Raw genomic sequence first — 12,988 nt, 5'->3', positions numbered from 1 at the left:
GCATGCAGATTGAGGATCCCCAGTTAATGAGCGATATGGCAGAGCGCCTTGCGCTACATGAATTCACGGAAAACGCCTACTTAAACTATTCCATGTACGTCATCATGGACAGGGCGTTGCCGTTTATCGGTGACGGCTTAAAGCCGGTACAGCGCCGCATCGTCTATGCGATGTCGGAGCTGGGGCTGAACGCCAGTGCTAAATTTAAAAAATCCGCCCGTACCGTCGGTGACGTGTTGGGTAAATATCATCCGCACGGCGACAGCGCCTGCTATGAAGCGATGGTACTGATGGCGCAGCCGTTCTCTTACCGCTACCCGCTGGTGGATGGTCAGGGGAACTGGGGGGCACCGGACGATCCGAAATCGTTCGCGGCGATGCGTTATACCGAATCTCGTCTGTCTAAATACGCCGAGCTGCTGTTAAGCGAGCTGGGCCAGGGCACGGCTGACTGGGCGCCTAACTTCGATGGGACGCTGCAGGAGCCGAAAATGCTGCCTGCTCGCATGCCGAACATTCTGCTGAACGGCACCACCGGTATCGCCGTTGGGATGGCGACGGATATTCCGCCGCACAACCTGCGTGAAGTTGCCAAAGCGGCCATCACCCTGATTGAAAAGCCGAATACCACACTGGATGAAGTGCTGGATACCGTGCAGGGGCCAGATTATCCGACGGAAGCGGAAATCATCACCCCGCGCGCGGAAATTCGTAAAATCTACCAAAACGGGCGTGGCTCCGTGCGCATGCGTGCGGTGTGGAAAAAAGAAGACGGTGCGATAGTGATTACCGCGCTGCCGCATCAGGTTTCCGGGGCCAAAGTGCTGGAGCAGATTGCGGCTCAGATGCGCAATAAAAAGCTGCCGATGGTTGACGATCTTCGCGATGAATCTGACCACGAGAACCCGACCCGTCTGGTGATTGTGCCACGCTCCAATCGTGTGGATATGGAACCGGTGATGAACCACCTGTTCGTGACCACCGATCTGGAAAAAAGCTACCGTATCAACCTGAACATGATTGGCCTCGATGGGCGCCCGGCGGTGAAAAACCTGTTGGAGATCCTCACCGAATGGCTAGCCTTCCGTCGTGATACCGTTCGCCGCCGTCTCAATTACCGTCTGGAAAAAGTGCTCAAACGCCTGCATATCCTCGAAGGTTTGCTGGTCGCGTTCCTCAACATTGATGAAGTGATTGAGATAATCCGTACGGAAGATGAGCCGAAACCGGCGCTGATGTCGCGCTTCGGTATCAGCGAAACCCAGGCGGAGGCGATTCTTGAGCTGAAACTGCGTCATCTCGCCAAGCTGGAAGAGGTGAAGATTCGCGGTGAGCAGGATGATTTAGCGAAAGAGCGCGATCAGCTGCAGGCAATTTTGGCCTCCGAACGCAAGATGAGCAATCTGCTGAAGAAAGAGCTGCAGGCCGACTCTGATGCCTTCGGCGATGATCGCCGTTCTCCGCTGCGCGAGCGCGAAGAAGCGAAAGCGATGAGCGACCATGACATGCTGCCGTCTGAGCCGGTCACGATCGTGCTGTCGCAGATGGGCTGGGTGCGTAGCGCCAAAGGACACGATATTGATGCGCAGGGGCTGAGCTATAAATCCGGCGATAGCTGGAAAGCCTCGGTGAAAGGCAAGAGCAATCAGCCGGTTGTCTTTGTCGATACTACCGGCCGCAGCTATGCCATCGACCCGATTACGCTGCCGTCCGCGCGCGGACAGGGTGAGCCGTTAACCGGCAAACTGACGCTGCCGCCGGGGGCGACGGTCGAACATATGTTGATGGAAAACGACGATCGGAAACTGCTGATGGCTTCCGATGCGGGCTACGGCTTCCTGTGTACCTTCAACGATTTGGTTGCTCGTAATCGCGCCGGTAAGGCGCTGATTTCACTGCCGGAAAATGCTCAGGTGATGCCGCCGCTGGTGGTGGAAGATGAGTCGGATATGCTGCTGGCTATCACCAGCGCGGGGCGCATGCTGATGTTCCCATTAAGCGATCTGCCGCAGTTGTCGAAAGGCAAAGGTAACAAGATTATCAACATCCCGTCAGCGGAAGCGGCGAGCGGCGTTGATAGCCTGGCGCACCTGTATATTCTGCCGCCGCAAAGTACGCTGACCTTCCACGTGGGCAAACGTAAGATCAAACTGCGTCCGGAAGAGCTACAGAAGGTGACCGGTGAGCGTGGGCGTCGTGGCACGCTGATGCGCGGCCTGCAGAAAATCGATCGCGTCGATATTGATTCGCCGCAGCGTGTTTCGGCAGGCGACAGCGAAGAGTAATCCCTTTCCCCCGTCGTCAGGCGGGGGAAATATTGGGAAAACACAAAATCGTTGTTAATTCAGTCATTGCGATTAACAATACCCTTTTGCAGGGGTCTGCAAGTAACAAAGCCTTGTCCGGTCTATACACATCATCATTCAAGCGAGATCACAAAACGCAGCGGCGTTTTGCGGCAGCGAGTCGATTGAAGGACGATGTGTTTATATGCCCCGTGAATCGTCTGTGGTGGCTGTGCGTATTGCGCGCGCTATCATTCGGTATGACGGGTATAATTCTAAGCGGTTCAGGGTTCAGAGGACGCTATGCTATTAATTTTACGTGTCATTATTGTTGTCATTTATTGCATTTTGGTCTGTATCTTTGGCTGTATCTATTGCTTGTTCAGCCCGCGCAATCCAAAGCATGTTTCCACTTTTGGTCGCATGTTTGGTCGTATGGCGCCTATTTTTGGTTTAAAGGTCGAGACCCGCAAACCGGCCGATGCTGAGAGCTACGGCAATGCTATCTATATTGCTAACCACCAGAACAACTACGATATGGTGACGGCTGCGAATATTGTGCAGCCGCCAACCGTGACCGTCGGTAAAAAGAGCCTGGTGTGGATCCCGTTCTTTGGCCAGATTTACTGGCTGACGGGGAACCTGCTTATCGACCGTAATAACCGCGCTGCCGCGCACAGTACCATTGCGGAAGTGGTCAATTCGTTTAATAAACGCAAAATCTCTTTCTGGATGTTCCCGGAAGGGACCCGCAGTCGCGGCCGTGGCCTGCTGCCGTTTAAAACCGGCGCGTTCCACGCGGCCATTGCGGCGGGCGTGCCGATTATTCCGGTCTGCGTTTCAAATACGTCGAACAAGATTAAACTCAACCGCTGGAATAACGGTCTGGTGATTGTGGAAATGCTCCCACCAATTGATACCAGCGCGTGGAGTAAAGACCAGGTGCGTGATTTGGCGAAGCATTGCCGTGAAGTGATGAAAGCCAAAATTGACGAGCTGGATCGCGAAGTTGCCGAGCGTGAGTCCGCCGGTAAAGTGTAATATTGCATTGCCACGCGGGTTCGCGCCCGCGCGTTTTGCTGTTGGGAAAATGATTTCCCATTTTTGATTTGTCAGTTTTGATGGAGCTTATATGTCACTCAGTCGGCGTCAGTTTATTCAGGCTTCGGGCGTTGCGCTTTGTGCGGGAGCCGTGCCGCTGAGAGCGCAGGCCGCAGGAAAGCAACTCCCTCTGCCGGTTCCGCCGTTGCTGGAGTCCCGCCGCGGGCAGCCGCTTTTCTTAACGATGCAGCGCACGCACTGGTCCTTTTCTCTGGGCACCCGCGCCAACGTCTGGGGGATCAATGGCCGTTATCTCGGGCCAACGATTCGCGTCTGGAAAGGCGATGACGTTAAGCTTATTTACAGCAACCGACTGACTGAAAATGTCGCCATGACCGTTCGCGGTTTGCAGGTTCCAGGACCGCTCATCGGCGGCGCTGCGCGCATGATGACGCCGAACGCCGACTGGGCGCCGGTGCTGCCGATTCGCCAGAGTGCGGCTACTCTGTGGTATCAGGCCAATACGCCGAACCATATGGCGCAGCAGGTTTACAACGGCCTGGCGGGGATGTGGTTAATCGAGGATGAAGTTAGTAAGTCCTTACCATTCCCCAACCACTACGGTGTCGACGATTTTCCGGTGATCATTCAGGACAAGCGCCTGGACAACTTCGGTACCCCGGTATACGACGAACCGGGCAGCGGTGGCTTTGTTGGCGATACGCTGCTGGTGAACGGTGTACAAGGGCCCTACGTGGAAGTCTCGCGCGGCTGGGTGCGTCTGCGCCTGCTCAATGCTTCTAACTCCCGTCGCTATCTGCTGCAGATGAGCGATGGCCGCCCGCTACACGTTATCTCCAGCGATCAGGGGTTCCTGCCAGCGCCGGTGTCGGCCAAGCAAATTTCGCTGGCACCGGGTGAGCGTCGGGAAGTGTTGGTAGACATGACCAACGGTGATGAAGTGTCGATCACCTGCGGTGAATCAGCCAGCATCATGGAGCGTATTCGCGGCTTCTTTGAACCGTCGAGCATTCTGATCTCCACGCTGGTACTGACTCTGCGTCCGACGGGGCTTCTGCCGTTAGTGACCGATAACTTACCGATGCGCATACTGCCAACCGAATTCCTGAGCGGCACGCCCATTCGCAGCCGCGATATTCTGTTGGGCGACGACCCGGGTATTAACGGTCAGCGCTGGGATCCGCAGCGTATTGATATCACTGCCCAGCAGGGCACCTGGGAGCGTTGGACGGTACGCGCCGACGCGCCGCAATCGTTCCATATTGAAGGGGTGATGTTCCAGGTTCGCAATGTCAACGGTGCGACGCCGATGCCGGAAGACCGGGGCTGGAAAGATACCGTGTGGATTGATGGTCAGGTGGAACTGCTGGTGTATTACGCACAGCCGTCCTGGCCACACTTCCCGTTCCAGTACGCCAGCCAAACGCTGGAGCTGGCCGACCGTGGCTCGATTGGTCAGATTTTGGTTAACCCCGCGCCGTAACGATAAAAATCCTGGCGGCGGTGCTATCGGCTTACTGGTAAACCGCCCGCTGTAAAGAAGCCCGTCCGCGCCTTGCGTTACCGGGCGGATAACTTCATCAATAATCCCACTTCATTCATAGGCCATTCGGGCTTATAATCCCCGGCCTTTGATTATTTTTTTACCATTTTTTTGGAAGCATAATGAGCGCTATCTCCCTGATCCAACCGGATCGCGACCTTTTCTCCTGGCCGCAGTACTGGGCCGCCTGTTTTGGGCCGGCACCATTTTTGCCGATGTCACGTGAAGAGATGGATCAACTTGGCTGGGATAGCTGCGACATCATTCTGGTAACCGGCGATGCCTACGTTGACCATCCAAGCTTTGGGATGGCGATTTGTGGACGTATGCTGGAAGCGCAGGGCTTCCGCGTGGGGATCATCTCCCAGCCTGACTGGAACAGCAAAGACGATTTTATGCGTCTGGGTAAACCAAACCTGTTCTTTGGCGTCACTGCCGGCAACATGGACTCGATGATTAACCGCTATACCGCAGACCGCAAGCTGCGCCATGACGATGCCTACACCGCAGGCAACGTGGCCGGTAAGCGTCCGGACCGCGCAACGCTGGTGTACACCCAGCGCTGTAAAGAAGCGTGGAAAGATGTGCCGGTTATCCTTGGCGGCATCGAAGCAAGCCTGCGCCGTACCGCACACTACGATTACTGGTCTGATACCGTTCGCCGATCCGTGCTGGTCGACTCGAAAGCCGATATGTTGATGTTCGGCAACGGCGAGCGTCCGCTGGTGGAGGTGGCGCACCGACTGGCCGCCGGCGAGCCTATCGCACAGATCCGCGACGTGCGTAACACCGCTATTATGGTAAAAGAAGCGCTGCCGGGCTGGAGCGGCGTGGATTCCACGCGGCTGGATACCCCGGGAAAAATCGACCCGATTCCGCATCCGTACGGTGAAGACCTGCCGTGCGCCGATAATAAAACCGTCGCTCCGCCAAAGCAGGAAGCGAAGCGCGTTACCGTACAGCCGCCGCGTCCAAAACCGTGGGAAAAAACCTACGTTTTGCTGCCGTCCTTCGAGAAGGTGAAAGGCGACAAAGTTCTCTATGCTCACGCATCGCGTATTCTGCACCATGAAACCAACCCGGGCTGCGCCCGTGCGCTGATGCAAAAACACGGCGAGCGCTATATTTGGGTTAACCCGCCGGCGATCCCGCTGTCGACCGAAGAGATGGACAGCGTGTTTGCGCTGCCGTATCAGCGTATTCCGCATCCGTCATATGGCGATGCCCGCATCCCGGCATACGAGATGATTCGCTTCTCGATTAACATCATGCGCGGCTGTTTCGGCGGCTGCTCATTCTGTTCTATCACCGAGCACGAAGGGCGCATTATTCAGAGCCGATCAGAAGATTCGATCGTCAATGAGATCGAAGCCATTCGCGATACGGTTCCGGGCTTTACCGGGATTATCTCCGATCTTGGCGGCCCAACGGCCAACATGTATATGCTGCGCTGTAAATCTCCGCGCGCCGAGCAAACCTGTCGCCGCCTGTCGTGCGTCTACCCGGATATTTGCCCGCATATGGACACCAATCATGAGCCGACGATTAATCTCTATCGCCGCGCCCGTGAGCTGAAAGGTATTAAGAAAATCCTCATCGCCTCCGGCGTTCGTTATGATATTGCCGTTGAAGATCCACGCTATATCAAAGAACTGGCGACTCACCACGTGGGCGGTTATCTGAAGATTGCGCCTGAGCATACCGAAGAAGGGCCGCTGTCGAAGATGATGAAGCCGGGCATGGGCAGCTATGACCGCTTTAAAGAACTGTTTGATACCTATTCAAAGCAGGCGGGTAAAGAGCAGTACCTGATCCCATACTTTATCTCCGCGCATCCGGGCACGCGTGATGAAGATATGGTGAATCTGGCGCTGTGGCTGAAGCAGCGTCGTTTCCGCCTCGATCAGGTGCAGAACTTCTACCCGTCACCGCTGGCAAACTCGACCACCATGTATTACACCGGCAAGAACCCGCTGGGTAAGATTAGCTATAAGAGTGAAGATGTGGTGATTCCGAAGGGGGATAAACAGCGTCGTCTGCACAAAGCGCTGCTGCGCTATCACGATCCGGCGAACTGGCCGCTGATTCGTCAGGCGCTGGAAACGATGGGGAAAAAGCACCTGATTGGTAGCCGCCGCGAGTGCCTGGTTCCCGCACCGACGATCGACGAAATGCGCGAAGCGCGTCGTCTGAATCGCAATACGCGCCCAGCGCTGACCAAGCATACGCCGGTCGCGCATCAGCGTCAGACTCCTGCGGATAACAAAGGTAAAAAACGCTCGAAACCGGCATCGCGCTAAGCTGTTGGCCCCGGCGTTGGCATTTGGCCGCTCCGGGGCAATAAGAAATGCTCCGTCAGAAGCTGACGGAGCAGGAAGGTTTACCCGCCAAATTGATCCGGGTCTGGGCCCAGACGCTTATTCTGGTCCAGCCGGGTGATTTCACTCAACTCCTCTTTATCCAGACGGAAATCCCAGACATTGAAGTTCTCCGCGATACGCGATGGCGTGACGGATTTCGGGATCACCACCAGGCCACTGTCCAGGTGCCAGCGAATAACGATCTGCGCCGGCGTCTTGCCGTATTTATCCGCCAGAGAATGAATGATTTTCTGATCGAATACGCCTGCACCGCCCTGAGCCAGCGGGCTCCAGGACTCGGTCTGGATTTTATGCATTGCATTCCAGGTATTAAGCTGACGCTGTTGCAGCAAAGGGTGCAGCTCAATCTGGTTAATCACCGGCGCAACGCCGGTTTCATCGATAAGCCGCTGCAGGTGCGGAACCTGGAAGTTACAGACGCCAATGCTCTTCACCAGCCCCTGTTTTTGCAATTCAATCAGTCCTTTCCATGCTTCGACATAATGGTCAATCGCCGGAACGGGCCAGTGGATAAGATACAGATCGAGGTAGTCGAGCTGAAGGTGTTCGAGACTTTCCTGTAGCGCTTCGGCAGGGCGCTGATGGGCGTCATTCCAAAGCTTAGAGGTGATGAACAGGTCTTCGCGAGGCACGCCTGCGCTGATGATAGCTTTACCGACTCCCGACTCGTTTTTGTACGCGGCGGCGGTATCAATAGACCGGTAGCCGACCTCGATGGCCTTATGGATCGCGGCGACCACTTCTTCGTTGCTAGCCTGCCATACCCCCAGGCCCAACTGCGGCATTACATTGCCATCGTGCAGTTTAATCACGGTTGGATGTGTCATGCATTTCTCCTTCTTAGCAGCTTATCGGGGACATGCCCCGGTAAGGTTTGTAGGATCAAGTCTGGTCTATAAACGCAAAAACGACAGCTAAACTTGTCGTCTTTCAAACGGCAGATGCGTTATCTGCGTTGGAATTTCCCCGCCACGTTCTTGCGTCGGCGGCGGGGAAAAGCGGCGTAGACGCCGCTATTTATGGGGCAAATATTAGCGTGCTGCTTCGTAAATACGGCGGCTGACGTCCAGAGTAATATCCTGGTTTTCGCCCAGTTTGGTCATACCGTGTTCTTCGAGTTTTTTCAGCAGCGCTGGGATGGAGCTACCGTCCAGACCGTAGTCGGAGAAGCGGGTCGGTACACCCATCTTTTCGAAGAAGCTGCGGGTAGCGGCGATGGCGGCATCGATACGCGCATCGTCAGAACCTTCGGTAATATTCCACACGCGTTCAGCGTACTGCAGCAGTTTGGCGCGTTTAGTGTCGCGTTTTTCATTCCACAGAGACGGCAGAACGATAGCCAGGGTCTGCGCGTGATCCAGACCGTGCATCGCCGTCAGTTCGTGGCCGAGCATATGGGTGGCCCAGTCCTGCGGAACGCCGGCGCCAATCAGGCCGTTCAATGCCTGAGTTGCTGCCCACATGATGTTTGCACGCACAGCGTAGTTTTCTGGCTCTTTCAGCGCTTTCGGGCCGTCTTCGATGAGCGTCAGCAGAATGCCTTCCGCGAAGCGATCCTGAATTTTGCCGTCAACCGGGTAGGTGACGTACTGCTCTACGGTATGCACGAAGGCATCAACGACGCCGTTAGCGACCTGGCGCGGTGGCAGAGTATAGGTGTAAACCGGGTCAAGAATAGCGAATACCGGCTGTACGTGTGGCGACATAAAGGCGCGCTTATCACCGGTGGTTTTGCGCGAAACAACGGCGCCTTTGTTGGATTCAGAACCGGTTGCTGGCAGCGTCAGCACGGAGCCCATCGGGATCGCGCTGGTCACTTTGCTGCCGTAGGTTTCCAGAATTTCCCAAGGATCGACGTTGATATCGTAATGCGCTGCTGCGGCGATAAATTTGGTGCCATCCAGCACGGAACCGCCGCCGACGGCCAGCAGGAAGGTGACTTTCTGCTCGCGGGCAATTTTCACCGCATTCATCAGCGTTTCGTAAGATGGGTTTGGCTCAATACCGCCGAATTCCAGCACGTCCAGGCCTTTCAGCGCATCCAGTACCTGATCCAGCACGCCGGTTTTTTTCACGCTGCCGCCGCCGTAGGTCACCAGAACGCGGGCGTCCGCTGGGATCTGAGCGCGCAGATTTTCAATTGCGCCTTTACCGAACAGAATGCGGGTCGGGGTGTGAAGATCGAAATTAAACATTGCTCGTTCCCTTCTTAATGGGTGGAAAAACAAGGCGGCGAAGGTCGCTGCCGAATGACATCATTGTGGTCTTCGCCGCCAGCGCGCTCAATGCACATTTCTGCGATTGTCTTGCCCATTTCTCCATAAGGCTGGAGAAATGCATCAATCATGGCCACAATGATTGCGTTGGAAAAGATATCTGGAGCGTGGGTTGATGAACCGTGAAGAGATCTGTGCGCTGCTAACAGAGAAAACTAAGCAGCTGAAAAATAAAGAACAAAGCCTACGTGCCGTGCTGCCTGATATACAGCTGATCTACGGCACGCAGCCTAACGGACGCACGCCGGTGATGTACCGGCCGGGCATCGTGTTTCTCTTTTCCGGGTATAAAATCGGTTACATCAACGAGCGCACCTTCCGCTACGATGCCAACGAATATCTGTTGCTCACCGTACCTTTACCCTTCGAATGTGAAACTTTTGCGACCGAAGAGTCACCGCTGGCTGGATTTCGTCTGGACGTCGATGTTTTACAGCTACAAGAGCTACTGATGGATATCGGCGAGGATGCGCTGTTTCGCCCGGCGATGGCGGAAAGCGGAATTAACTCCGCCGTCTTGTCTGACGAGATCCTGTGCGCCGCTGAACGGCTACTGGATGTGATGGAACGGCCGATGGACGCGCGTATTCTGGGAAAACAGATCATCCGTGAAATGCTTTACCATGTACTGCTGGGGCCACGCGGCGGAGCGCTGATGGCGCTGGTCAGCCGCCAGACGCACTTCAGCCAGATTAGCCGCGTACTCAAACGCATTGAGGGCCAGTACACCGAAGCACTGAGCGTGGACCAACTGGCGGCGGAGGCAAATATGAGTCTGTCAGCGTTTCACCATAATTTTAAATCGGTCACCAGCACCTCGCCGCTTCAGTATTTGAAAGCCTATCGCCTCCATAAAGCCAGAATGATGATGGTGCATGACGGGTTAAAGGCCAGTGCGGCGGCGATGCAGGTTGGCTATGAGAGTGCCTCCCAGTTTAGCCGGGAGTTTAAACGCTACTTCGGTATCACGCCGGGAGAGGATGCGGCACGTTTGCGTGGGATGTAAAAACAGAAAACCCGGCGGTCGCCCCGGGTATCTCAATCTTAAACTAACGATGTTAGGTATTTGTCGGGCTTCAGATAATTCACAAGATGCGCGGGGTAAAGCGCCCAAGTGAATACGCTAATCAGGCGTCGCAGTACTTTTTCTTAATCACCACGATAACCGTACCCAGAAGGCCGGCAACCAGCAGGAATATCGGCAGAATCATCAGGAAGGTCATTACCTGGTCTTCATGGCGTTTGACGAAGGGGATCATGCTCAGGGCATAGCCGAGGCTGGTCACCACGCCCACCCACAGCAACGCGCTTAACCAGTTAAACAGCTGGAAGCGGCGATTTGGCAGCCCGGAAATACCCGCCATCGTCGGCAGCAGGGTACGCACAAACGCCAGGAAGCGGCCCGCCAGTAGGGCCAGCAGACCATGGCGGTCAAACATGCAGGTTGCACGCTGATGATATTTATCCGGCAGTTGCGACAGCCAGCCTTTCACCACGCGGGTGTTGCCCAGCCATCGCCCTTGGATATAGCTCAGCCAGCAGCCGAGGCTTGCGGCGGTGGTCAGGATCACAAGAGTCGGGACGTAGCCCATCACGCCCTTGGCAATGAGCGCTCCCGCCAATAGCAGCAGGCTATCACCGGGTAAGAATGAAGCGGGAAGCAGGCCATTTTCCAGAAACAGTGTGGCAAACATGACCAGATAAACGATCCCCACGACGTGCGGATTCGCCAGAGCAGCAAAATCGTGCTGCCAAAGCGCGGCGACAATCTCTTGAATAACGACCATGAACATTCCTGTGGAACAGCGTTTTCGCTTATTGTACGCCCGAATGATGAAGAACACCTTGATCGTGTACGCAACAAATGAAGCCACGTTGTTCTGTTTTGCTGACAACAACGCGCAATTTGTTTACGCCTGGCGGCGGTGTATCCGTTCGGGAGACGACTGCTCTCAACATCGTTGAAGCGCCACTGGGTGCGCCTAAAATAAATTTACCTGCCCGACACCGCACGGCACCGGGCTGGGGTTATGTTACACGATGCGGGAAAATCCTGCCGCTAAATCCTCAATCAGATCGTCAATGTTTTCTAAACCGATATGGACGCGAATTAAGGTGCCGCTGAAATCGATTTTGCCATCCGGGCGAATAGCGGCCAATTCCTCCGGTTGGTTGGCCAGAATCAATGACTCAAAACCGCCCCACGAATACGCCATGCTGAATAGCGAGAAGTTGTCGAGATAGTTTGCCAGTTCATCCGGGGTCAGATGCTTTTTCAATACGAAGGAGAACAGGCCGCTGCTGCCGGTAAAATCACGCTTCCAGAACTCATGGCCTTTGCTGCCCGGGAGGGCGGGATGGTTAACGCGCTCGACCTGGGGATGCTGCGCCAGCCATTCGGCGATTTTCAGGCTACTTTCATGGTGCTGACGCAAACGTACGCCCAGCGTGCGCAGGCCACGGCTGGTCATGTAGGCGGTATCGGCGTCGAGCATTTGGCCCATCAGATAGGCGTTCTCGCGCAGCTGTGGCCAGCAGCGCTCATTCGACACCGCCGTGCCGACCATCGCGTCAGAGTGGCCAATCAGGTATTTGGTGCCCGCCTGAATCGAAATATCAATGCCAAAATCCAGCGCTTTAAACAAAATGCCGGCCGCCCAGGTGTTATCGATCATGATGATGGCGTCCGGCGCGACGCGACGGACGGCGGCAACGATTGCCGGAACGTCGTGGACTTCCATCGTTATCGATCCGGGAGACTCAAGAAATACCACTTTGGTATTGGGCTGGATCCGCGCGGCAATTTCTTCACCAATTAGCGGATCGAACCAACTGGTGGTGACGCCGAGTTTGGCCAGGATTTTGGTGCAGAAGTCCTGACTTGGCTCGTAGGCGGTGTTGGTCATCAGCACGTGATCGCCTTGTTCAACGAATGCCAGAATGGTATTGGCGACAGCCGCCGCGCCGCAGGGGAAAAGGGCGCAGCCGGCGCCACCTTCCAGTTCGCACATCGCTTCCTGCAGCGAGAAATGGGTTAGCGTGCCGCGACGCCCGTAAAACAATTCGCCGTTGGCGCGGTTATGGGTTGCGTGCTTTTTTGCCGCGACCGTCTCAAAAACCAGCGACGAAGCACGCTGAATCACGCTGTTGACCGAACCCTGGGTATATTTTTTACTGCGTCCGGCGTTAACCAGCGCGGTATCGAGGTGCTTATCTGCCATGTCTGTCATACCTGTTTTTATACGTCTGGACGTCTAAACTATCACGATTGTCAGCAGGGTGTAGCGTTTCCTGCGCATACAGCAGAAAATTTTGCCGTATTGGGCGGAGAAAACTTTTTTACTGCGTAAGCGCAAGGAAAATAAGTGTGATTTAGGTCAATATGCAAATACTAATGAGAACTACTATCAATTCGACGTTTTTTTGATATTATTGTGCTCA

The 12,988-nt window shown here is 55.2% G+C and carries 8 protein-coding genes and 1 pseudogene; 5 read left to right on the top strand and 4 right to left on the bottom strand.

Annotated elements, in window-relative coordinates; translation table 11 throughout:
* The first annotated feature begins 26 nt into the window (after window positions 1-26).
* The 4 genes and pseudogenes from parC to KCR01S_RS17345 form a co-directional block, all read left to right on the top strand.
* Window positions 27-2,285: a DNA topoisomerase IV subunit A gene (gene parC, locus KCR01S_RS17360; protein WP_061284342.1), complete on the top strand. Its 2,259-nt coding sequence runs from the start codon at window positions 27-29 to the stop codon at window positions 2,283-2,285.
* Window positions 2,286-2,588: 303 nt separating this feature from the next.
* A complete protein-coding gene (plsC, locus tag KCR01S_RS17355) occupies window positions 2,589-3,326 on the top strand; it encodes a 1-acylglycerol-3-phosphate O-acyltransferase (protein ID WP_061284341.1) in 738 nt (245 codons plus the stop codon).
* A gap of 91 nt (window positions 3,327-3,417) precedes the next feature.
* Complete coding sequence (gene ftsP, locus KCR01S_RS17350) at window positions 3,418-4,830, top strand: cell division protein FtsP (protein ID WP_061284339.1); 1,413 nt, start codon at window positions 3,418-3,420, stop codon at window positions 4,828-4,830.
* A 124-nt stretch (window positions 4,831-4,954) separates the two neighbouring features.
* Window positions 4,955-7,148 (top strand): annotated as a pseudogene (locus KCR01S_RS17345) (YgiQ family radical SAM protein); the annotation flags it as partial.
* 122 nt (window positions 7,149-7,270) lie between these two features.
* Here the strand turns inward: KCR01S_RS17345 and dkgA are convergent.
* On the bottom strand, window positions 7,271-8,098 hold the full coding sequence (gene dkgA, locus KCR01S_RS17340; protein WP_061284336.1) for a 2,5-didehydrogluconate reductase DkgA: 828 nt from the start codon (window positions 8,096-8,098) through the stop codon (window positions 7,271-7,273).
* Window positions 8,099-8,302: 204 nt separating this feature from the next.
* The gene (yqhD, locus tag KCR01S_RS17335; RefSeq protein ID WP_061284334.1) at window positions 8,303-9,466 is read right to left on the bottom strand and encodes an alcohol dehydrogenase; all 1,164 of its coding nucleotides are present in this window, start codon (window positions 9,464-9,466) and stop codon (window positions 8,303-8,305) included.
* 196 nt (window positions 9,467-9,662) lie between these two features.
* Here yqhD and KCR01S_RS17330 point away from each other — a divergent pair, with 196 nt between their 5' ends.
* Entirely contained in the window at window positions 9,663-10,553 is an 891-nt protein-coding gene (locus KCR01S_RS17330; protein WP_061284332.1) for an AraC family transcriptional regulator, read from the top strand.
* Between the two features lie 121 nt (window positions 10,554-10,674).
* Here the strand turns inward: KCR01S_RS17330 and yghB are convergent, their stop codons facing one another.
* Both yghB and metC read right to left on the bottom strand, forming a co-directional pair.
* Window positions 10,675-11,334: a DedA family general envelope maintenance protein YghB gene (gene yghB, locus KCR01S_RS17325; protein WP_052281891.1), complete on the bottom strand. Its 660-nt coding sequence runs from the start codon at window positions 11,332-11,334 to the stop codon at window positions 10,675-10,677.
* A 246-nt stretch (window positions 11,335-11,580) separates the two neighbouring features.
* Window positions 11,581-12,768, bottom strand: a complete 1,188-nt coding sequence (gene metC / locus KCR01S_RS17320; protein ID WP_061284330.1) for a cystathionine beta-lyase — start codon at window positions 12,766-12,768, stop codon at window positions 11,581-11,583.
* Window positions 12,769-12,988 lie beyond the last annotated feature (220 nt).

This window comes from Kluyvera cryocrescens NBRC 102467, from assembly GCF_001571285.1.
GTDB classification, from domain to species: domain Bacteria; phylum Pseudomonadota; class Gammaproteobacteria; order Enterobacterales; family Enterobacteriaceae; genus Kluyvera; species Kluyvera cryocrescens.
This window is presented reverse-complemented; position numbering and strand designations above follow the sequence as displayed.